This window comes from Pseudomonas sp. GD04158 (genome assembly GCF_029834875.1).
Classification (GTDB): Bacteria; Pseudomonadota; Gammaproteobacteria; order Pseudomonadales; family Pseudomonadaceae; genus Aquipseudomonas; species Aquipseudomonas hydrolytica.
The window spans coordinates 1-21,124 of the sequence record NZ_JAODYT010000069.1 but is presented as its reverse complement, the minus strand read 5'-3'; the positions used below and the strand labels follow the sequence as shown (position 1 = coordinate 21,124).

At 66.9% G+C, this 21,124-nt stretch carries 18 protein-coding genes and 1 other RNA gene; 10 read left to right on the top strand and 9 right to left on the bottom strand.

What is annotated here, in order from left to right; genetic code table 11:
• Positions 1–134, top strand: a 134-nt coding sequence (locus tag N7333_RS19920) for a hypothetical protein (RefSeq protein ID WP_279859294.1), incomplete at its 5' end; no start/stop codon positions are given.
• The gene (locus N7333_RS19915; protein ID WP_279859291.1) at positions 131–3,211 is read left to right on the top strand and encodes an error-prone DNA polymerase; all 3,081 of its coding nucleotides are present in this window, start codon (positions 131–133) and stop codon (positions 3,209–3,211) included. The genes N7333_RS19920 and N7333_RS19915, both read left to right, overlap by 4 nt.
• Positions 3,212–3,643: 432 nt before the next feature.
• On the opposite strand, the gene ffs is transcribed toward N7333_RS19915, so the two are convergent.
• Together ffs and N7333_RS19905 are read right to left on the bottom strand one after the other, a co-directional pair.
• Positions 3,644–3,740: signal recognition particle sRNA small type (gene ffs, locus N7333_RS19910), an RNA gene on the bottom strand.
• Between the two features lie 103 nt (positions 3,741–3,843).
• A complete protein-coding gene (locus N7333_RS19905; protein WP_279859289.1) occupies positions 3,844–5,478 on the bottom strand; it encodes a methyl-accepting chemotaxis protein in 1,635 nt (544 codons plus the stop codon).
• A gap of 333 nt (positions 5,479–5,811) precedes the next feature.
• On the opposite strand from N7333_RS19905, the gene N7333_RS19900 reads away from it, so the two are divergent.
• From N7333_RS19900 to N7333_RS19890, 3 genes are all read left to right on the top strand, one after another.
• Complete coding sequence (locus tag N7333_RS19900; protein WP_003243757.1) at positions 5,812–6,090, top strand: HU family DNA-binding protein; 279 nt, start codon at positions 5,812–5,814, stop codon at positions 6,088–6,090.
• Positions 6,091–6,241: 151 nt separating this feature from the next.
• On the top strand, positions 6,242–7,474 hold the full coding sequence (locus N7333_RS19895) for a tetratricopeptide repeat protein (RefSeq protein ID WP_279859288.1): 1,233 nt from the start codon (positions 6,242–6,244) through the stop codon (positions 7,472–7,474).
• Positions 7,474–9,786 carry an EAL domain-containing protein gene (locus N7333_RS19890; protein WP_279859287.1) on the top strand — a complete coding sequence of 771 codons (2,313 nt, stop codon included), beginning with the start codon at positions 7,474–7,476 and terminating at the stop codon, positions 9,784–9,786. The genes N7333_RS19895 and N7333_RS19890 overlap by 1 nt, the downstream gene beginning before the upstream one ends.
• A gap of 12 nt (positions 9,787–9,798) precedes the next feature.
• Here N7333_RS19890 and N7333_RS19885 read toward each other — a convergent pair whose 3' ends face one another.
• The 7 genes from N7333_RS19885 to arcD form a co-directional block, all read right to left on the bottom strand.
• Positions 9,799–10,095 (bottom strand): copper-binding protein, encoded by a 297-nt coding sequence (locus N7333_RS19885; protein ID WP_012018894.1) that lies wholly within the window; start codon positions 10,093–10,095, stop codon positions 9,799–9,801.
• Positions 10,096–10,114: 19 nt separating this feature from the next.
• Entirely contained in the window at positions 10,115–10,609 is a 495-nt protein-coding gene (locus tag N7333_RS19880) for a cupredoxin family protein (protein WP_279859286.1), read from the bottom strand.
• 51 nt (positions 10,610–10,660) lie between these two features.
• Positions 10,661–12,073, bottom strand: a complete 1,413-nt coding sequence (locus tag N7333_RS19875) for a copper oxidase (protein ID WP_129483357.1) — start codon at positions 12,071–12,073, stop codon at positions 10,661–10,663.
• Between the two features lie 16 nt (positions 12,074–12,089).
• Positions 12,090–13,490, bottom strand: a complete 1,401-nt coding sequence (locus N7333_RS19870; RefSeq protein ID WP_279859285.1) for a TolC family protein — start codon at positions 13,488–13,490, stop codon at positions 12,090–12,092.
• Entirely contained in the window at positions 13,477–13,776 is a 300-nt protein-coding gene (locus N7333_RS19865) for a hypothetical protein (RefSeq protein WP_279859284.1), read from the bottom strand. The genes N7333_RS19870 and N7333_RS19865 overlap by 14 nt, the downstream gene beginning before the upstream one ends.
• A gap of 74 nt (positions 13,777–13,850) precedes the next feature.
• The gene (locus N7333_RS19860) at positions 13,851–14,255 is read right to left on the bottom strand and encodes a hypothetical protein (protein ID WP_279859283.1); all 405 of its coding nucleotides are present in this window, start codon (positions 14,253–14,255) and stop codon (positions 13,851–13,853) included.
• Positions 14,256–14,323: 68 nt separating this feature from the next.
• On the bottom strand, positions 14,324–15,751 hold the full coding sequence (gene arcD / locus N7333_RS19855) for an arginine-ornithine antiporter (RefSeq protein ID WP_279859282.1): 1,428 nt from the start codon (positions 15,749–15,751) through the stop codon (positions 14,324–14,326).
• A 163-nt stretch (positions 15,752–15,914) separates the two neighbouring features.
• Here arcD and N7333_RS19850 point away from each other — a divergent pair, with 163 nt between their 5' ends.
• From N7333_RS19850 to N7333_RS19830, 5 genes are all read left to right on the top strand, one after another.
• Complete coding sequence (locus N7333_RS19850) at positions 15,915–16,892, top strand: alpha/beta hydrolase (protein ID WP_279859281.1); 978 nt, start codon at positions 15,915–15,917, stop codon at positions 16,890–16,892.
• Positions 16,893–17,030: 138 nt separating this feature from the next.
• Complete coding sequence (locus N7333_RS19845; RefSeq protein WP_003243736.1) at positions 17,031–17,717, top strand: hydrolase; 687 nt, start codon at positions 17,031–17,033, stop codon at positions 17,715–17,717.
• Between the two features lie 97 nt (positions 17,718–17,814).
• Positions 17,815–18,393, top strand: coding sequence for an antibiotic biosynthesis monooxygenase (locus tag N7333_RS19840; RefSeq protein ID WP_279859280.1), 579 nt, complete (start codon positions 17,815–17,817; stop codon positions 18,391–18,393).
• Between the two features lie 137 nt (positions 18,394–18,530).
• Positions 18,531–20,372: an amidohydrolase gene (locus N7333_RS19835; protein WP_279859292.1), complete on the top strand. Its 1,842-nt coding sequence runs from the start codon at positions 18,531–18,533 to the stop codon at positions 20,370–20,372.
• A 1-nt stretch (position 20,373) separates the two neighbouring features.
• Positions 20,374–21,124, top strand: a 751-nt coding sequence (locus tag N7333_RS19830; protein ID WP_279859279.1) for an MFS transporter, incomplete at its 3' end; no start/stop codon positions are given.

Here is a 21,124-nt window from a genome sequence, read left to right as displayed (position 1 = left end):
AATCGGGCTGGTGGGACGGCGGCGACCTGCGCCGCGACTATTACCTGGTGCAAACCCGCAGCGGCCAGCGCGCCTGGGCCTTTCGCCCGGTCGGCGGCGCCGGACCGCTGCAGCTGCATGGCTGGTTCGCATGACGCCCGACTACGCCGAGCTGCACTGCCTGTCCAATTTCAGCTTTCAACGTGGAGCCTCCAGCGCCCGCGAGCTGTTCGAGCGCGCCGCGCGCCTCGGCTACCGAGCCCTGGCAATCACCGACGAATGCACGCTCGCCGGCATCGTGCGCGCCTGGCAGGCGGCCAGGGAGACCGGCCTGGCGCTGATCGTCGGCAGCGAGATGCCCATCGAGGGCGGCCCCAAGCTGGTGCTGCTGGCCGAGGATCTGGCCGGTTACCAGGCGCTGTGCCGGCTGATCACCGTCGCCCGGCGCCGCGCCGAGAAGGGTCGCTACCGCCTGCTGCGCGAGGACTTCGACACGCCGCTGGCCGGCCTGCTGGCGATCTGGCTGGCCGAACCGCATGCCAGCGAGCACGAAGGCATCTGGTTGCGCCAGCGTTTTTCCGACCGCCTGTGGCTGGGCATCGAACTGCACCGCGGCGCCGACGATGCCGGCCGCCTGCACCAGTTGCAGGCCCTGGCCGCGCGCCTGCAGATTCCCGCCCTGGCCTGCGGCGACGTGCATATGCACGCCCGCGGCCGCCGCGCCCTGCAGGACTGCATGAGCGCCATCCGCCAGCACCTGCCGGTGGCCGAGGCCGGCGCCTGGCTGTTCCCCAACGGCGAGCGCCACCTGCGCCGCCGCGAGGAGCTGGCCGAGCTGTATCCGCAGGCGTTGCTCGACGAGACGCTACGGGTGGCCGAGCGCTGCCACTTCGAGCTCGACCAGCTGAAATATCAATACCCGCACGAGCTGGTGCCGGCCGGCCACAATGCCTCCTCCTGGCTGCGTCATCGGGTCGAAGAAGGCCTGCGCTGGCGCTGGCCGGATGGCGCCAGCACCAAGGTGCGGGCGCAGGTCGAGCATGAGCTGCAGCTGATCACTGAGCTGAAATACGAGAGCTACTTTCTCACCGTGCACGACATCGTCAGCTGGGCCCGCGAGCAGCACATCCTCTGCCAGGGCCGCGGCTCGGCGGCCAACTCCACGGTGTGCTTCGCCCTCGGCATCACCGAACTGAACCCGGACAACTCGGGCAGCCGGCTGTTGTTCGAACGCTTTCTCTCGCGCGAGCGCAACGAGCCGCCGGATATCGACGTCGACTTCGAGCACGAACGCCGCGAGGAAGTGATCCAGTACGTGTTTCGCCGCTATGGCCGCCAGCGCGCGGCGCTCACTGCGGTGGCCAGCACCTACCACGGCGCCGGCGCGCTGCGTGACGTGGCCAAGGCGCTCGGCCTGCCGCCCGACCAGGTCGGCGCCCTGGCCGACTGCTGCGGACGCTGGAGCGACCGCATACCGGACGCCGAGCGTCTGCGCGAGGCCGGCTTCGACCCGGACAGCCCGTCATTGCACCGCATCCTGACCCTGGCCGGCGAGCTGATCGGCTTTCCCCGTCACCTGTCGCAGCACCCGGGCGGCTTCGTCATCTCCGAACACCCGCTGCAGACCCTGGTGCCGGTGGAGAACGCCAGCATGGCCGAGCGCACCGTGATCCAGTGGGACAAGGACGACCTCGACTTGGTCGGCCTGCTCAAGGTCGATATCCTCGCCCTCGGCATGCTCAGCGCGCTGCGCCGCTGCTTCGCCCTGATCGAGCGCTACCGCGGCACGCGCTGGACCCTGGCCAGCCTGCCGCAGGAGGATGCGGCGACCTACGCCATGATCAGCCGCGCCGACACCGTCGGCGTGTTCCAGATCGAGTCGCGCGCGCAGATGGCCATGCTGCCGCGCCTGCGCCCGAAAAAATTCTACGATCTGGTGATCCAGGTGGCCATCGTCCGCCCCGGGCCGATCCAGGGCGACATGGTTCATCCCTACCTGCGCCGGCGCAACGGCGAGGAAGCGGTGGAGTACCCGTCCGAAGAGCTGATTCCGGTGTTCGCACGCACCCTCGGCGTGCCGCTGTTTCAGGAGCAGGTGATGGAGCTGGCCATGGTCGCCGCCGATTACAGCCCCGGCGAGGCCGACGAGCTGCGCCGCTCGATGGCCGCCTGGAAGCGCCACGGCGGGCTGGAGCCGCATCGCCAGCGGCTGACCTCACGCATGCTGGAAAAAGGCTACACGGCGGAATTCACCGCGCGCATCTTCCGCCAGATCGAGGGCTTCGGCAGCTACGGCTTCCCCGAATCCCACGCCGCCAGCTTCGCCCTGCTTACCTACGCCAGCTGCTGGCTGAAATGCCACGAGCCGGCCGCCTACGCCTGCGCCCTGGTCAACAGCTGGCCGATGGGCTTCTACAGCCCCGACCAGGTGCTGCAGGACGCCCGCCGCCACGGCATCGAAGTGCGCCCGGCGGACGTGCGCCACAGCGCCTGGGACTGCAGCCTGGAGCCAAGCGGCGGCGAGCAGCCGGCAATCCGCCTGGGGCTGCGCCTGCTGCGCGGCTTCCGCGAGGAGGATGCCCTGCGCATCGAGGCGGCGCGGCAGGCGGCGCCCTTCACCGATGTGGACGATCTGTGCCGACGCGCCACACTGGATGCCCGCGCGCGCGAATGCCTGGCGGACGCCGGCGCCCTGCGCGGCCTGGCCGGAAACCGTTACCGCGCCCGCTGGGCGGTGGCCGGAGTGGAACCGCAGCTGCCGCTGTTCGCCGGCCATTCCAGCCGTGAAGAACCCGTGGCGCTGCCACGGCCCACGGTCGGCGAAGACCTGCTGACGGATTACGCCACCTTCGGCACCACCCTCGGCCCGCACCCGCTGGCGCTGCTGCGCGAACGACTGAGGGCCAAACGCTGCCGCAGCTCGCACGAGCTGGGCACAGTCGAGCACGGCCGGCCGGTCAGCGTCGCCGGCCTGGTGATCGGCCGCCAGCGCCCGCAGACCGCCAGCGGGGTGATCTTCGTCACCCTGGAAGACGAGTTCGGCATGATCAACGTGGTGGTCTGGCATGACCTGGCCGAGCGCCAGCGCCGGGTGCTGCTGCAATCACGCCTGCTGCGCATCGACGGCCACCTGGAAAGCGCCGACGGCGTGCGCCACGTCATCGCCGGGCGCCTGACCGACCTGAGCCCGCTGCTGACCGGGCTCGATGTGAAGAGCCGGGATTTTCACTGACCCGGAGCGAGATCAGCACTGGGGCGATAGCCCTTTATGCCATTCGATAACTACTTGATTTGGAGACTGAAATTTGCCGCTGGCGAGTGATACGTATGTAACGAGCTTTACAGCTGTAAGGCTTACAGCGGAGCTTTCCAACCAAGACTCGCAGGGGAAACGCCTCCTTTCCTGAGGAATCGCACTGTTGAGGCAGAAGCAATACGCGACCACTAATCAGTGCTTCGCGATGGTAGTGCGTTTGCAGCGGACGGAGCGTCTCAAAACAGGGGAAAACGAACGCAGATCTCCAGGCTCCACAATCCTGAAATTGAAGATCGAATAACGGGGTGGCCAGAGACAAGGAGGAAGTGGTGGCACGATAGATCGCCCCATGATCACTGACGTGACGAGAGCGAAAACCGTTAAAAGAACATAGGCTATGGAGGTGGACCCCACCAGCCACACCCCGGCACTCGATGTCACCGCTGCGGCTGCTCCCTTCCGGGCCTGACCGGGTTCACGGCTGATCAATGCGAGGGGACCGGCAGGGCCACCATAACGCTGCCCGCCATTGCGACGGGCCGCGCCATTGTAACGACTAAATGCAAAGTTACAACCGCTTCAATCACTTAGATGCGCCAAGCGGTTTCCTACACGCGAAAACGCCCTACCAGCTGAGCCAGATCGGTAGACAGTTCGGAGAGGCGCTGGCTGGCCTGGGTGCTTTGCTCCGAGGTCTGCGCCGCTTCGTTGGAGAGGTCGCGGATGTCGCTAATGTTGCGCGCGATCTCTTCGGTGACGCTGCTCTGCTGCTCGCAGGCGGTGGCGATCTGTGCGGCCATGTCGTTGATACGCTGCACCGAATCCCCGGTCACGCTCAGCGCCTGATCGACGCCGGCTGCCTGCTCCACGCTCTGCCGCGCGCGGGCGCTGCCGGAGTGGGTGGCCTTGACCGCATTCTGCACGCCGATCTGCAAGCGCTCGATCATCTGCTGAATGTCCTTGGTCGACTCCTGGGTGCGCGCAGCCAGTGCCCGCACCTCATCGGCGACCACGGCGAAACCGCGCCCCTGCTCCCCTGCCCGTGCTGCCTCGATGGCGGCGTTGAGCGCCAGCAGGTTGGTCTGCTCGGCGATGCCCTTGATCACCGCCAGCACCGCACCGATGTTGGCGGTTTCCTGCTCCAGGGTCTGGATGGTGTCGGAAGCGCTCTCCACCTCCTGCGCCAGCTGCCGTATCGAATGGATGGTCGTACCGACCACCTGCGCGCCCTCGCGTGACTGCACTTCGGCGTGCCGCGCCGCGTCAGCGGCGTTCTGCGCGTTGCGTGCAACTTCATGCACCGCCACGCTCATTTCGGTAGCGGCTGTGCTGACCTGATCCACCGCGGCGTGCTCGCTGCTGATCAGCCGATCATTGGCCGCTGCCATGCCGGCCAGGTTCTTGGCCGAATCGGCCACCTCACCGGTGACGCGCCCGACTTCCTTGATCAGCGGTTGCAACTTGTCCAGAAAGCGGTTGAAGGCATGGCTGAGCTTGCCGAGTTCGTCCCTCGACAGCACATCGAGACGCACACGCAGATCGCCGTCGCCATCGGCAATTTGCTCGATGCGATGCAGCAGGCTGTGCAGCGGCCGGGTCACCAGCAGAGGGAAACCCATCACCAGTACCAGGCACACCAGCAGGCCGATGGCGATGATCAGCCCTTGCTGCCAGGCCAGTGCAGCGCCGCGCGATATGGCGGCGGTACCGACTGAATTGGCCGCTTCGTCCTCCAGCTCGCCAAGCTTGTCGATGGCATTGCGCGCCTCTTCGAACTGCATCTCGCTGTCGCCGAAACTGAGCCGGCTGGCAGCTTCCGGATCGCTCGCGCTCATCTCCAGTACGCGCAGGGACGTGGACTTCCAGCGTTCGAAGCCGCGGTCGAACTCGCTGACCAGGGCGAGCGCCTGGCTACCGGGCTGCATGGCGGCGAACTTGTGGACGCGGTCATAGGCCTGCTGGAGATTGTCGGCATGCACCTTGCGCAACTGTGCGGCATGCTCTTCAGCGTTTTCGTCGAGCAGGCTGCGCTCGGCGACGAAGGCCTGGTAGAGGTCACGATCTGCGTTGAGCAGCAGACTGATGGCCGGCAGATGGCGATTGGTCAGGGTGGTGCTGGATTCGGCCACCTGGGCGATGCCACGCATGCCCAGCACGCCCATGGTCACCAGCAAGGCCGCCAGCAGCAGAATCGGCAGAGCGATTTTCCAGCGAAACCCCAGGTCAGCGAAGGCGCGTAGCATGAAGGCACTCCAGCTCGATACGTGTTTCAAAAGCTTAGTCGAGCCTGACCGCCACGCCGGGCGATCTCGCATATTCGGGATATCACGCCCCCGCTGCCATCATCCCGACGGGCAAACCCGCCACGCCGAAGCCACCGGTCGTTGCGCTGCGTATTTTCGTCGCACTCGGGAACCACAGGCCGCAACGCACCGACTAACGCGGGCTAACCCACCTACCGCGCACGACCACGCGTCGCCGACATTTGTGCTAGCGTTCCCCGCCTTCGGCCACTACGCCCGTGCCTGAGCCCTGCGCCGGGGCCGAACCCCCCATCTGATTAATGGAGTTACATCATGGCAATCACCAAAGACCAACTGATCGGCGACCTGGCCGAAGCCGTAGACCTGCCGAAGAGCACGGTCCGTGCACTGCTCGATCAGCTGGGTGAAATCGTCAGTGACGCCCTGGAAAACGACGGCGAAATCACCCTGCCCGGCGTCGGCAAGCTGAAAGTCAGCGAGCGCCCTGCCCGCACCGGCCGCAACCCGCAGACCGGCAAGGCAATCGAGATCGCTGCGAAGAAAGTGGTCAAGCTGGTGCCTGCCAAGGCCCTGACCGACGCGCTCAATTGAGTTCCTGCTGGCCGCCGCGCGCACCAACGGCGGCCAGTTTCCCGCTCCGGTTGGCGCCCAGATCAACCTCCCCCGTTTTCGACTAGAGTAGTCAGGCCGACTCGCTGAAATCGTCCGCCGCCTCGGCAGCCGTGAAGTTTGGGGGGAGCCCGTGCGCCAGCTGATCGTCTGTCTTACCTGCCTCCTCTGCCTCAGTGGCTGCTCGAGCCTGCAGCCGCAGGACGGCCTGATCGCCCGGTCGAGCGAACTGCTGAGCAAGGCCGGCGAACGGATCAGCCAGCAGGCGCGCGCCGTGGGCAACCAGGGCTCTTCGCAAAACACTGCGCAGTATGATCGGGAGCTGGCGGCGCTGTTCGACCAGCCCTACATCGCCCCCCTGACTCACTACCTCGATCAGCATGGCAGCGACCCAAGCCGCAGCGCCCATCTGCGTCAGGTCGTCGAGGAGCGCCAGCGCCGGTGCCGGCAGGTTGCCCTGCGCTACGCCGAACGCGACAAGACCAACGAGAATCTGCAGCAGATGCGCGCCAGCTATGCCGATTCCTGTCCGGCGGAGATTGCCGCCTTTGCCGCTCAGATCAAACCCGTGGCGACGAGCGAGCGCCCTACCCCAAGCCAGGCAACGCCCATCGGCAAAGGGTCGCCCAGAACGACCAGCGCAGGCACCGAACAGGCCAACGAGTGCTATCTGCTGTTCACCATCAAGAACTACAGCCAGGCTCGTGACGCCTGCCTGGCGCCGGCCGAGGCAGGCGATGGCAAGGCCCAGTACAACCTGTCGGTGATCGCCAGCAGCCTGAAGAAATACGCCGAGGCCCTGCACTGGGCGCGCCGCGCTGCCGAACAGTCGCCCGACGGGCGTTACCAGCTGGGCCAGCTGTACCTGCGCGGCCAGGGCGTCGAGCAGAACCCCGCCACCGCCCTGAGCTGGTTCGACCAGGCGGCCGACCAGGGCCTGGCCCGCGCCCAGTATCAGAGTGCGCGCATGTATCAGCGTGGCCAGGGCGTCGCGGCCAACCCCATCAAGGCGCGCCAGCGTTTCGAACAGGCCGCCAGGCAGGGACATCGCGAGGCGCAGCTCGAGCTCGGCCTGATCTACCTCGAGGGCAAGGGCGTCGCGGCGAGCAACGACAAGGCGCACGACTGGCTGCTGCGCGCCGCGCGCCAGGGCAGCGCGGCCGCGCAGTACCAGCTCGGCGAGCTGTACGCCGAGGGCCGCGGGGTTGCGGCCAATGCCGCAGCGGCTTACGTCTGGATCAGCCTGGCGCGCGACAATGGCGAGCCGCGCGCCGAAGCCCGCCTGCAGCAATTGCGCACGCAACTCGACGAAGGGCAGATCGCCCAGGCTCAGGCGCAGGTGCGCCGGGCACTGGATCAGCGTTGATGGCCAGCCTGCCCCGCCTGGCGGGCTCCTCCAAGCGGTTGTTGATGCTCTTGGTGTTGCTGCTGGTGGCGCTGTTTCTGACCGCGATGTGGGTGATGTCCACGCTCAACCTGGACTATTCCCAGCGCGCCATGGCCGAGCTGCGCCGCAGCCAGATCGAGGACAACTTCTACGCCAATCTCGGCCGTATCAACAGCCACCACAGGCGCATGGAGCTGCACACCGAATCCCTCGCCCGTCTCGGTGAGCTGCTGCAGCGCAGCGGCAATACCGCCGAGCTGGAGACGCAACTGCGGCAGAAGCTGCGCGACTTCAGCGATGCCTTCGGCGTCGGCCTGTGGTTCGAGCCCGGTCATTTCCCGGCACTGGCCGATACCCCCGGAATCTACGCGCACTGGGCGGCGGACCGGCGCATCGAAGTGCTGCGCCAGAGCGGCGATCCGCGGCGCCTGGACTGGTATCGCAACCTGCTGCCCAGCGATCAGCCGCGCAATCTGCCGCTGGCCGAGCCACTGCTGTGGAGCGCCGCCTATTACAACCCGTTGTCGGATGCCGCGGTGATCACCCTGGCCACGCCCCTGTACGACCGTCGCCAGCGCATCATCGGCCTGGCCAGCAGCGACTGGCGCAGCGAGGACGTGGTGCGCCTGATCAGCGACATCAAGCTCACGCCCAATACCTTTTCCTTCCTGCTCGATCGCGACAATCGCAAGCTGACCAGCCTCAGCGAACGCGACGACACCCCGGCGGCGCAGCGCATCATGGATGCCATCCTCGCCGAGCAGCTGACCCGGGCCGCCACCACCACCGGCGCTCCCGGCACAGCGCGGGCTCAGCTCTACAGTCGCGAATTGCTGATCGACGGCGAGCGCTATGCCCTGCTGTTCGCCATGACCCGCGCCAACATGCTGTTCGGCCTCGGTGTACCGCAGAACGAGATCGACGCCGTGCTGGCCCCGATGCGCCAGAGCAACCTGCGCATTCTCGTGCTCACCGGGTTGGTGGTGTTGCTGCTGGCGGCGCTGCTGCTGCACCTGATCGCCAACACCATGCGCCAGCTGGAGGCCTCCTACACCGATCCGTTGACCCAGCTGCCGAACCGCGCGCGCCTGCTGCTGGACCTGCAGCGCACGCCACGGCCGAGCCTGATCCTGCTCAACCTCGACGCCTTCAAGGAAATCAACGGCTTCTATGGTCACGCCTGTGGCGACCAGATGTTGCGCCACCTTGGCGCGCAGCTGCTGCAGCACCTGCGTTTGGAGGCCGACAGCGCACGCCTGTACCGCCTCACCGCCGACGAGTTCGCCGTGCTGCTGCCCCGGCTCAGCGACGAAGCGCTGGAGGCGCGGATGAACGAACTGGGCACCTTCATCCAGCGCCAGCGGCTGGACTGGCAGGGCCAGGAGGTGGGCTTCAACGCCACCTTCGGCGCCGCCAGGCTCAGTGCCGGCGAGGCCCGCCAGGGACGCGACAGCCTGCTGGCGTCGGCGACCATCGCGCTGAAGCTGGCGCGCCTGCAGCAGCGCAACCACCTGCTCTACGACCCGGCATTGAAGATCCGCGAGGAGTACGAGCAGAACCTGCTATGGGCCAACAAGGTCAAGACGGCCTTGCAGGGAGACCGGCTGCTGCCCCACTTCCAGCCGATTCTCGACAACCACGGCGGCAGCATCGGCAAGTTCGAGTGCCTGGTGCGCATGCTCGATGACGATGGCCAGGTGATCAACCCGGGGCGCTTTCTCGGCGTGGCGAAGAAAATCCGCCTGCACCGGCAGATCACCCGGGTGATGCTGGAGAAATGCCTGGAACGCTTTCGCGACCTGCCCTACGAGTTCTCCATCAACCTGTCCTACGAAGACCTGATCGACCCGCAGCTCAGCCAGACCATCAAGGAACAGCTGCAGCACAGCGGCATGGGGCCCCGGCTGATCTTCGAGATTCTCGAATCCGAAGGCATCGACAACTACAGCCAGGTGCGCGCCTTCATCGACGAGGTCAAGGCGTTGGGCTGCCGCATCGCCATCGATGACTTCGGCACCGGCTACTCCAACTTCGAGCACCTGCTGCGACTCAACGTCGACCTGATCAAGATCGACGGCAGCCTGATCCGCCAGCTCGACAGCGACCCCAACGCCCTGGCGGTGACCCTGGGCATCGTGCAGTTCGCCCGCAGCCTCGGCATGCAGACGGTGGCCGAGTTCGTGCACTCGGCAGCGGTGCAGGAGAAGGTGCTGGCCCTGGGTATCGACTACTCGCAGGGCCAGCATATCGGCATGCCGCAGGCGCAGTTGCAGACACAACCGCCGCCCTGAGCGCCAGGCCGGCTACTGCTCGACGACCTGCAATTCGGTCACGATGTAGCGGTTGCCCTCCTGGCGCGCCTGGAAGCGCACCTTGTCACCGGCCTCGACACCCTCGAGCAGGCTGCCCGGCTCCACCTCGAACACCATGGTCATCGGCGGCATGCCGATACTGGCGATGGGGCCGTGACGCAGGGTGATCTTCTGCGCGGCGGCGTCCACCTTGCGCACCTCGCCCTGGCTCAGCGGTGCGGGGTCGGCGGCCTGCAACGGCAGACTGAACAGGGCGGCCAGCGCCGCGATTAGCAATGGTTTTTTCATGCGTGTTTCCTCTCGTAGGTCAGTCGGCCAGCACCCGGATGGTGCCAACCATGCCGGCCTGGTAGTGGCCGGCGATCAGGCAGGCGAAATCGAATTCGCCGGCTCGGTTGAAGGTCCAGATCATCTCGCCGCTCTGCCCCGGCGCAACGTGGGCCATGTAGGGCTCGTCGTGTTCCATGCCGGGAAAACGCAGCATCGCCTCGGCATGTTCATCCAGGGTTTCGCGGGTACCGATGACGAACTCGTGGAGGATCTTGCCGTCGTTGTGATGGACGAAACGAATGGTCTCGCCCTGCCGGACCTGCAGCCGATCCGGGGTGAAACGCATCTGATCGGTCATGCGGATCTCGATGGTGCGGTCGACTTCGCTGGCGTCGCCGGCGATGCCCCAGGGCTTCTGCTCCCTGATCGTTACGGCGGCGTGATGCTCCTCGTGCGTCTCGCTATGGGCCAACGCTGCCGGGCTGCCGAGCAGCCCGATCAGGGTCAGAACCAGTACCTGTGCTGTTTTCATCGGTGAATCCTCGCTTGCTGTGGGGACCGGGCCGCGTGGCGGCCCGCCCCGTCAATGCCCGGCATGACCGCCGGGCTTGCGTACCTGCACTTCCACCGGCGCCTCGAGCGGCTGCTTGAGTGGCATCGACTGGCCGCCGCCGTCGTGCGAGCGGCTCGGGCTGGCCAGTGCGCCTTTCCATTCATAGGCCACGGTGCCGGCTGGGTGCTTGAACCAGCCCGGATCGCGGTAGTCGCCGGCGGCCTGCTCCTTGCGCACCTTGAGCATGGTGAACATGCCGCCCATCTCCACCGAGCCGAACGGGCCGTCGCCGGTCATCATCGGCACGGTGTTGTCCGGCAGCGGCATCTGCATCTCCGCCATGTCGGCCATGCCGCGCTCGCCCATCACCATGTAGTCCGGCACCAGTTTGGCGATCTTGCGGGTCATGTCGCGGTGATCGACGCCGACCAGGGTCGGCACGTCGTGGCCCATGGCGTTCATGGTGTGGTGGCTCTTGTGGCAGTGCAGCGCCCAATCGCCCTCCTCGTCGGCGATGAACTCGAGCTGGCGCATCTGCCCCACCGCCACGTCGGCGGTCACCTCCGGCCAGCGCGAGCCGACCGGGGTCGGCCCGCCGTCGGTACCGGTGACCTCGAACTCGTGACCGTGCAGGTGAATCGGGTGGTTGGTCATGGTCAGGTTGCCGACGCGCAGGCGCACGCGCTCGCCCTGGCGCGCCACCAGCGGGTCGATGCCGGGGAACACGCGGCTGTTGAAGGTCCACAGGTTGAAATCGAGCATCTGCATGATCTTCGGCGTGTAGGCGCCCGGCTCGATGTCGTAGGCGCTGAGCAGGAAGCAGTAGTCGCGGTCCACCTCGCTGATCAGCGGGTGATGCTCCTTGGGGTGGGTGACCCAGAACCCCATCATGCCCATGGCCATCTGCACCATCTCGTCGGCGTGCGGGTGGTACATGAAGGTGCCGGGGCGGCGGGCGACGAACTCGTAGACGAAGGTCTTGCCCACCGGAATCGCCGGCTGGGTCAGGCCCGCCACGCCGTCCATGCCGTTGGGCAGACGCTGGCCGTGCCAGTGGATGCTGGTGTGCTCGGGCAGCTTGTTGGTGACGAAGATGCGCACCCGGTCGCCCTCCACCACCTCGATGGTCGGCCCCGGCGACTGGCCGTTGTAGCCCCACAGGTGGGCCTTGTAGCCGGGCGCCAGCTCGCGTACCACCGGCTCGGCGACCAGGTGGAACTCCTTGACGCCGTTGTTCATGCGCCACGGCAGGGTCCAGCCGTTGAGGGTGACCACCGGGTTGTAGGGCCGCCCGCTGTTCGGCTGCAGCGGCGGTTGGGTGTCGGCGCTGGCCTGCAGCACCGGTTCGGGCAGGGCCGCCATGGCCACCCGGCTGACCGCCGAAGTAGCCACCGCAGCGCCGATGGCGCCGGCCCCGAGAAAGAAATCGCGTCGTGAAACCATCTGGGAAATTCCTTGTTCAGTGGCCGGCGGCGGCCGGCTCGGCAGCAGCGGCAGGCGCCGCGCCGAGCGAGGGATTGGGGGCGCCCAGCAGGGCCATGTCGAGGTCGGCGCGCGCCAGCCAGAAGGCGCGCTGCGCCTGCAGGTAGCCATCCACTGCCTGCACCTGGCGGCGCGCATCGGCGAGCAGGTCGAAGGTGCTGATGAACATGCCGTTGTAGCGCAGCAGGTTTTCCTCGGCGATGCGCTGACGCAGCGGCAGCACCTCGGTGCGGTAGTGCTGCGCCAGCTCGAAGGCGTTGCGGTAGGCGTGGTAGGCCTCACGCACCTGCGAGCGGGCGTTGATCGCCGTCTCGGCGGCGCGGTTGAGCGCCTGGCGATACTGCGCCTCGGCCCGCGCCACCTTGGCACCGCTCCAGTCGAACAGCGGCAGTTCGACGCTGATCTCGTAGCCGCGCTGGGTCGGCTCCTCGTTGGAGCGGTTGTTGACCACGCCCAGCTCCAGCACGTTGATGAAACGCGTGGTGCGGGTCAGGCCGAGGTTCTGCGCCAGGCGCTCGGCATCCAGGCGCACGGCCTGGATGTCCTGGCGCTGGTTCATGGCCAGGCGCTCCACGTCCGGCAACTCGTCCGCGGTTTTCGGCAACGCCGGCAGGCGTTCGGGCAGGCGGTAGTCGAGCTGCTCGCCCCACAGGCCGAGCAGACGGGTCAGCTGCTCGCGGCTACGTACTCGCGCCTGTTCGGCCTGCAACAGGCCGATGCCGGCTTCGGCGTAGAAGTTCTGCTGCTCGGCCTGCTGCAGCTTGCTGAAGTTGCCCACTGCGGCCATGCGCCGGGCCAGATCGGCGCCGGCTTCGGCGGCGTCCAGCACCTGCCGTGCGTAGACCAGGCTCTCCTCGGCGGCGACCGCCTGGTACCAGGCCTTGCGCGTCTCGCTGGCCAACTCGAATACCGCCAGGCTAGTCTGCCGCTGCAGCTGCTCGAAGCGCCGACCTTCCAGGCGCGAGGTCAGCGGCAGGGCGATCAGCCGCGCCAGATTCAGGTGCAGGCCGCGCTCGTATTCGACCTCGCTGCCCTTTTCCAGACGGCCATAGGAGAAGCCGGGATTGGGCAGGCGCCCGGCCTGCACGCGCTCGGCCTCGCCGATGCCCAGCTCGTCGAAGGACGCCTGCAGACCACGGTTGTTGAGCAGCGCCAGTTGCACTGCGGCATCCAGGCTCAGGGGTTCGGCCAGCAACTCGGCGACGCGCGCCTCGATCTGGCTGCGCCCGGCCTCGTCGCGCGCCCACAGCAGTTGCTTGTCCAGCTGGCGCTCGGCGCTTTGCTGCACCGGGTCGAAGCCACCGTCCTGGCTGAAGCCGGCGCAGCCGGCCAGCAGCAGCGCGGCGCAGAGCAGTACGGCGGGTTTAATGGTGGTCATGGCCACCTCCCTCGACGGGCTCGGCGCCCTGCTCGGCCGGCTGCTCCCAGCCTTCCATGCTGTAGGTGCGCCAGCCGCCGATACGGCCGACCAGATCGTTGGCCGCACGCCAATCCTGCAACGGCTCCTCGGCCTGGGCGCGGTAGTCTTGCAGAGGGGAACGGTAATCCTGCGCCGGCACGGTGGCGTTGGCGTCCAGCGGATCGGGCTGGGCCGCCATCAGGATGCCGGGCAGCGCCAGGGCGGCGATACCCAGCAGCCTTCCGGCAAGGGAATGCAAAGTCATGATGTGTTCTCGCGTACGGCGGCCAGGCGGCCGCGTGAGCTACAGGCGCCGCAGGACGGCGCTACCTAAGGGGCTCAGGCGAGTGAAAGACGCGGGGGGCGTTCGGGCGTGTCGGCTACGCCGACGATAAGGCGGTCGGGCCAGGCTGCAGCCGGCTCGACGGTTTGCAGGGCAGAGTCGTTCAGAAACGGCTGGCTGGGCGCGGCGACACCGACGCAGAAGGCGCACAGGGTGCAGAGGCTGCCATCGCTGGGAGCATCGCTGCTGGCCAGCGGAGCGGCGTCCTGATGCGCGCCATGTGCGCTGTCGGCCGCCATGTCGTGGGGCATGCCGTGCTCGCCCTGCTGAGTCGAGCTCATCTGCAGAGCGCCGCTGCGATGCACCTGCTCGCACAACTGCATGCCGAGCGCCGCCATGGCCTGTGCCGGCAGGGCCAGCATCAGCATCCAGATCAGGGCGGTACGCAGGGTTTTGCGCATGGGGTCGCGAGGCCAGAGTCAGAGGGCGATGGGGCGGATTATCCGCGCGCTGGCCGCTTTGTCCAGCCCTACAGTGTTAGGTGACCGGCATACAGGCCATAGCCGGCCAGCACGGCGGTCAGCAATACGGCGGCGAAGATCGGCCATTCGTAGCGGGTGAACAGTACCTGCCCCTGCTCGCACTTGGCCTGGCGAAACAGCAGCACCCCCGGCGCGTAGAGCAACGCCGACAGCAGCAGGTACTTGACCCCGCCGGCATACAGCAGCCAGATCGCGTAGCCCACTGCCAGCAGGCCGACGGCCAGGTCCTTGCGGCGCAGCCCGGCCTGGCCTTCGTAGGTTTCGCCGCGCAGCGCCAGCAGCAGCGCATAGACCGCCGACCACAGGTAGGGCACCAGAATCATCGACGACGCGAGGTAGATCAGCGACAGGTAGGTGCCCTGGGAAAACAGGGTGATCAGCAGGAATAGCTGGATCATGCCGTTGGTCAGCCACAGCGCGTTGACCGGCACCTGATTGGCGTTCTCCCGGCGCAGGAAGGCCGGCATGGTGCCGTCCTTGGCAGAGACGAAGAGGATTTCGGCGCACAGCAGCGCCCAGGACAGCAGCGCACCGAGCAGCGACACCGCCAGGCCGATGCTGATCAGCACCGCCCCCCAACGCCCCACCACATGCTCCAGCACTCCGGCCATGGACGGGTTCTGCAGCGCCGCCAGCTCGGGCTGGCTCATCACCCCCAGCGACAGCAGGTTGACCAGCATCAGCAGCGCCAGCACGCCGAGAAAGCCGATCACCGTGGCCTTGCCCACATCGCGGCGGCGCTCGGCACGCGACGAGTACACGCTCGCCCCTTCGATGCCGATGAACACGAACACGGTGACCAGCATCATGTTGCGCACCTGCTCCAGCACGCCGCCGAATTGCGGATTGCTGCGCCCCCAGATGTCGCGGGTGAAGATGTCGCGGTCGAAGGCCAGGCCGACGATGACGATGAACAGCAGGATCGGTACCAGCTTGGCCACGGTGGTGATCAGGTTGATCAGCGCCGCCTCCTTGATGCCGCGCAGCACCAGGGCGTGTACGCACCACAGCAACACCGAGGCGCAGGCGATGGCCAGCGGCGTGTTGCCCTGGCCGAAGACCGGGAAGAAGTAACCCAGGGTCGAGAACAGCAGGACGAAATAGCCGACATTGCCCAGCCAGGCGCTGATCCAGTAACCCCAGGCCGAGGAAAAACCCATGTAATCGCCGAGGCCCGCCTTGGCGTAGACGTACACCCCGCCATCGAGCTGCGGCTTGCGGTTGGCCAGGCCCTGGAACACGAAGGCCAGCGCCAGCATGCCCACCGCGGTAATGCCCCAGCCGATCAGCACCGCGCCGACATCGGCCCGCGCGGCGATGTTCTGCGGCAGCGAGAAGATCCCGCCACCGACCATCGAGCCCACCACCAGCGCGGTCAGCGACCCCAGGCCCAGCTTGCGACTTTCCCCTGTCATGCCCACCTCGTGCGGACGCCAGCGACTCCGCTCTCACTCTAGCAGCCCGGCAGCAGCCTGATGCCAAAACGGCAGGCCGGTACAAGCCGGATCGACCGCAAGGGCAGAAGATGCCCGACGCAGTAGCGCTACAGCTCCTTCAGCCATCATGAGGTGAATCGCCATGCAGCCTTCCCCCAACCTGGGCGCCGGCAGTCCCGGCGTCGAACGCAACACGCAATCCTTTCTCGAAGCCCTGGCCGCCGGTGGTGGCACGCCCCTGGAACGGCTATCGCCTGCGGAAGCCCGCGCCGTGCTGGTGGGCGCGCAAGCCTCGGTCGAGGTCGATCTGGCGGCCGTGGAAACCCGTGAACACAGCATCGAGGCTGCCGGCCAGACGCTCAAGCTGGTGGTGGTGCGTCCGGCGGGCAGCCAGGGCAACCTGCCGGGCTTCATGTTCTTCCACGGTGGCGGCTGGGTACTGGGCGACTATCCCACCCACGCACGGCTGATCCGCGACCTGGTGGTGCATTCCGGCGCCGCGGCGGTCTACGTCGACTACACCCCCTCGCCCGAAGCGAAATACCCGACTGCGATCAACCAGGCCTTTGCTGCGACCCAATGGGTGGCCGCCAATGGCAGCCAGATCGGTGTCGATGCCTCGCGCCTGGCGGTGGCCGGCAACAGTGTTGGCGGCAACATGGCGGCGGTGGTCGCCATCAAGGCGAAAGAGGCCGGTACGCCGAAGCTGCGTTTTCAGCTGCTGCTGTGGCCGGTAACCGACGCCAACTTCAACAACGCTTCCTACAACCAGTTCGCCGAGGGGCATTTCCTCACTCGCGGCATGATGGAATGGTTCTGGGACAACTACACCACCGACCCCAAGCAGCGTAACGAGATCCACGCCTCGCCGCTGCGCGCCAGCCTGGAACAGCTCAAGGGCCTACCGCCAGCGCTGGTGCAGACCGCCGAGATGGACGTGCTGCGCGACGAAGGCGAAGCCTATGCCCGCCGCCTGGGCGCGGCCGGCGTCGCGGTCAGCGCGGTGCGCTACAACGGCATGATCCACGACTATGGCCTGCTCAACGTGATCGCCGAGGTGCCTGCGGTGCGCACTGCCATGCAGCAGGCCGGCGCGGCGTTGCGCGAACACCTGGCCTGAACGCCACAGCCCGATACCAGAACCGCAGTTACATCCAATCCAGGCGGCGGCCGCTCTGCAATAGTCCTTTCGTCTCCCCGACGGCAACCACCGACGGGATGCGTGCATCGTCCACCGCCTCACCGACAGGTAACCGCTATGAGCAATCCAAAAACCGAAGTCCTGACCCCGCACAACAGCCAGCTGATCTTCATCGACCAGCAGCCGCAAATGGCCTTCGGCGTGCAGAGCATCGATCGGCAAACCCTGAAGAACAACACCGTGGGCCTGGCCAAGGCGGCCAAGATCTTCAACGTGCCGACCATCATCACCACGGTCGAGACCGAGAGCTTCTCCGGCCACACCTACCCCGAACTGCTCGCCGTGTTCCCCGACGCGCCGCTGCTCGAGCGCACCTCGATGAACTCCTGGGACGACCAGAAGGTTCGCGACGCGCTGAAGAAGAACGGCCGCAACAAGGTCATCGTCTCCGGCCTGTGGACCGAGGTGTGCAACACCACCTTCGCCCTCTCCGCCATGCACGACGCCGGCTACGAGATCTACATGGTCGCCGACGCTTCCGGTGGCACCTCGCAGGCCGCCCACGACTACTCCATGCAGCGCATGATCCAGGCCGGCGTGGTGCCGGTGACCTGGCAGCAGGTACTGCTGGAGTGGCAGCGCGACTGGAAGAACCGCGACACCTACGACGCCGTCATGGCCCTGGTCAAGGAACACTCCGGTGCCTACGGCATGGGCGTGGACTACGCCTACACCATGGTGCACAAGGCGCCGGAGCGGGTGCAGCACGGTCCGACCCTGGCCCCGGTGGCGGCGCCCATCTGAGCCCATGACGGCGGTAACGCCCCCGACTCGACCAGTGGCGCGCATCGCTGCGCGCCGCTGGATCGACAAGACCAAGGCCACGCGCAGAGTCTCCAGCATGAGCGAGACGCAACAGGAAACCGTCACCCTGGTGGTGCGCCATCAGGTACGCCCCGACCATGTGCCGCGTTACGAGGCCTGGCTACGGCGCATCATCATCACTGCCAGCCAATGCCCCGGTCATCTGGGCGTGGACGTGGTACGCAGCCGTCAGGCCAGCCTGGCGCAATTCACCTGCGTGCTGCGCTTCGCCGGCCTGCAGCAATTGCAGGACTGGATCGACTCGGAGCAAAGGCGTCAGCTGATCGCCGAGATCGAGCCGCTGCTGCGCGCCGGCGACCAGCTGGAGATCGCCCAGGGCAAGGAATTCTGGTTCATGCCGGAAAGCGCGCAGACGCCGCCGCCAAGGTGGAAACAGGCCTGCGTCACCTTCCTGGTGATCCTGCCGCTGAGTCTGCTGATACCGCTGCTCTGGCAACCCCTGTTCCACCTTGTTCCCTGGCTCGGCGCTTACCTGCCGAGCAACGTCGTGATCACCCTGAGCATCGTGTTGCTCGTGGTGTACCTGTTCATGCCCATGGCCACGCGTCTGTTCGCCGCCTGGCTGAGCCCAACCGCCGATGAGGATCGACCATGAGCCAGGATCCCTCCGACCCGAAACGTCGCCACTTTCTCGCCACCAGCAGCGTGCTCGGCGCCGCCGGGGCGCTGTGGTCCACCCTGCCTTTCGCCGCCATGGCCGGCGACTCGTCCGCCAGCTCATCAGGAGGCAACATGAGCGCCGATCTCATTCTGTACAACGGTCGCCTGCACACGGTCGACCGCGAAAAACCCCAGGCCAGCGCCGTGGCCATCAAGGACGGACGCTTCGTCGCGGTCGGCAGCGATGCCGAGGCCATGGCCCTGCGCGGCGATGCCACACGCGTGATCGACCTGCAAAAGCGCACGGTGATCCCCGGCCTCAACGACTCGCACCTGCACCTGATCCGCGGCGGCCTCAACTACAACCTGGAGCTGCGCTGGGAGGGCGTGCCGTCGCTGGCCGATGCCCTGCGCATGCTCAAGGATCAGGCCGACCGCACGCCGACGCCGCAGTGGGTGCGCGTGGTCGGCGGCTGGACCGAATTCCAGTTCGCCGAGAAACGCCTGCCGACCCTGGATGAGCTGAACAAGGCAGCGCCCGACACCCCGGTATTCGTCCTGCACCTCTACGACCGCGCCCTGCTCAACCGCGCCGCGCTGCGCGCCGTGGGCTACGACAAGAACACGCCGAACCCGCCCGGTGGCGAGATCCAGCGCGATGCCAGCGGCGAGCCCACCGGCATGCTGATCGCACGGCCCAATGCGCTGATCCTCTACGCCACCCTGGCCAAGGGGCCGAAGCTGCCGCTGGAGTATCAGGTCAACTCCACGCGCCAGTTCATGCGTGAACTCAACCGTCTGGGCGTGACCAGCGCCATCGACGCCGGTGGCGGCTACCAGAACTACCCGGACGACTATCAGGTGATCCAGGAGCTGGCCGACAAGGATCAGCTCACCGTGCGCATCGCCTACAACCTGTTCACCCAGAAGCCCAAGGAAGAGCTGACCGACTTCAAGAACTGGACCAGCAGCGTCAAGCTGCACCAGGGCGATGATTTCCTCCGTCACAACGGCGCGGGCGAGATGCTGGTGTTCTCCGCTGCCGACTTCGAGGACTTTGTCGAACCGCGTCCGGACCTCGCACCTAGCATGGAGGCCGACCTGGAGCCGGTGGTGCGTCATCTGGTCGAGCAGCGCTGGCCGTTCCGCCTGCATGCCACCTATGACGAATCCATCTCGCGCATGCTCGATGTGTTCGAGAAGGTCGACCGCGACATGCCGTTCAATGGCCTGCCCTGGCTGTTCGACCACGCCGAGACCATCAGCCCGCGCAATATCGAGCGGGTACGCGCGCTCGGCGGCGGCATTGCCATCCAGCACCGCATGGCCTTCCAGGGTGAGTACTTCATCGACCGCTACGGCGCCAAGGCCGCCGAAGCCACCCCGCCGATCCAGCGCATGCTGGCCGAAGGCGTGCCGGTCGGCGGCGGCACCGACGCCACCCGCGTGGCCAGCTACAACCCCTGGACCGCGCTGTACTGGCTGGTCAGCGGCAAGACGGTCGGGGGCACCACGCTGAACCCGCAGGGTCTGCCGCGTGACACCGCACTGCAGCTGTTCACCCACGGCAGCGCCTGGTTCTCCAGCGAACAGGGCAAGAAGGGCCAGATCAAGGTGGGCCAGATGGCCGACCTGGTGGCCTTGAGCGCGGACTTCTTCAGCATCGAGGAAGAGCAGATCAAGTGGCTGGAGTCGGTACTGACCATCGTCGGCGGCAAGGTGGTGCATGGCACCGGCGAGTTCGACAAGCTCGCCCCGCCGACGCTGCCGGTACTGCCGGACTGGTCGCCGGTGACGATGGTGCCCGGGCACTGGAAGCCGGTCGCCGCGCCCATGGCCGCCAGCATCCACCAGTGCATCGGCGCCTGCGCAGTGCATCAGCACCAGCATGACCGTGCGCGTCGCAGCAGTGTGCCGGTGAGCGATCACCAGGGCTTCTGGGGCGCCTTCGGCTGCTCCTGCTTTGCCTTCTGACATGGCCAGCGATAAACCTTCGCCCTGGGGCGCACTCAAGCACAGCACCTTCCGCTGGCTGTGGCTGGCCAGCATCGCCTCGAACATCGGCACCTGGATGCACGAGGTGGGTGCCGGCTGGCTGATGACCAGCCTGTCGGCCAACCCCATGCACGTGGCGCTGGTACAGGTCGCCGGCTCCGCGCCGATGTTCCTCCTGGCGCTGCCGGCCGGCGCCATGGCCGATATCGTCGACAAGCGCCGCTATCTGCTCGGCGTGCAGCTGTGGATGGCGGCGGTGGCGACGCTGCTGGCCGTACTGACCCTGCTCGGCCTGACCACGGTCTGGCTGCTGCTGGGCATGACCCTGGCCATGGGCGTCGGTACCGCGTTGATGATGCCTGCCTGGTCGGCGCTGACGCCGGAGCTGGTGAGCAAGCGCGACCTGCCCTCGGCCATCGCCCTGTCCAGCCTCGGCATCAACGTCGCCCGCGCCCTCGGCCCGGCCATCGCCGGGGTACTGGTCAGCTTGAGCGGCCCCTGGGCGACCTTCGCTCTCAACGCCCTGTCGTTCTTCGCGGTGATGGCGGTGCTGCTGACCTGGAAGCGCGAGCGCCAAGTGGCGGCCTTCCCGGCCGAGCGCCTGCTGGGCGCCATGCGCGCCGGCTGGCGCTACAGCCGCGCCTCGAAACCGCTGCAGGCGGTACTGGTACGCGCCGCGGCCTTCTTCGTCGGCGCCAGCGCCGGCATGTCGCTGCTGCCGCTGATCGTGC

Excerpts from the sequence above, each read along its gene's own strand:
- N7333_RS19915 (WP_279859291.1), top strand. The coding sequence starts at position 131 with ATGACGCCCGACTACGCCGAGCTGCACTGCCTGTCCAATTTCAGCTTT.
- N7333_RS19905 (WP_279859289.1), bottom strand. The coding sequence starts at position 5,478 with ATGCTACGCGCCTTCGCTGACCTGGGGTTTCGCTGGAAAATCGCTCTG.
- N7333_RS19900 (WP_003243757.1), top strand. The coding sequence starts at position 5,812 with ATGGCAATCACCAAAGACCAACTGATCGGCGACCTGGCCGAAGCCGTA.
- N7333_RS19890 (WP_279859287.1), top strand. The coding sequence starts at position 7,474 with ATGGCCAGCCTGCCCCGCCTGGCGGGCTCCTCCAAGCGGTTGTTGATG.
- N7333_RS19885 (WP_012018894.1), bottom strand. The coding sequence starts at position 10,095 with ATGAAAAAACCATTGCTAATCGCGGCGCTGGCCGCCCTGTTCAGTCTG.
- N7333_RS19880 (WP_279859286.1), bottom strand. The coding sequence starts at position 10,609 with ATGAAAACAGCACAGGTACTGGTTCTGACCCTGATCGGGCTGCTCGGC.
- N7333_RS19875 (WP_129483357.1), bottom strand. The coding sequence starts at position 12,073 with ATGGTTTCACGACGCGATTTCTTTCTCGGGGCCGGCGCCATCGGCGCT.
- N7333_RS19870 (WP_279859285.1), bottom strand. The coding sequence starts at position 13,490 with ATGACCACCATTAAACCCGCCGTACTGCTCTGCGCCGCGCTGCTGCTG.
- N7333_RS19865 (WP_279859284.1), bottom strand. The coding sequence starts at position 13,776 with ATGACTTTGCATTCCCTTGCCGGAAGGCTGCTGGGTATCGCCGCCCTG.
- N7333_RS19860 (WP_279859283.1), bottom strand. The coding sequence starts at position 14,255 with ATGCGCAAAACCCTGCGTACCGCCCTGATCTGGATGCTGATGCTGGCC.
- arcD (WP_279859282.1), bottom strand. The coding sequence starts at position 15,751 with ATGACAGGGGAAAGTCGCAAGCTGGGCCTGGGGTCGCTGACCGCGCTG.
- N7333_RS19850 (WP_279859281.1), top strand. The coding sequence starts at position 15,915 with ATGCAGCCTTCCCCCAACCTGGGCGCCGGCAGTCCCGGCGTCGAACGC.
- N7333_RS19845 (WP_003243736.1), top strand. The coding sequence starts at position 17,031 with ATGAGCAATCCAAAAACCGAAGTCCTGACCCCGCACAACAGCCAGCTG.
- N7333_RS19840 (WP_279859280.1), top strand. The coding sequence starts at position 17,815 with ATGAGCGAGACGCAACAGGAAACCGTCACCCTGGTGGTGCGCCATCAG.
- N7333_RS19835 (WP_279859292.1), top strand. The coding sequence starts at position 18,531 with ATGAGCGCCGATCTCATTCTGTACAACGGTCGCCTGCACACGGTCGAC.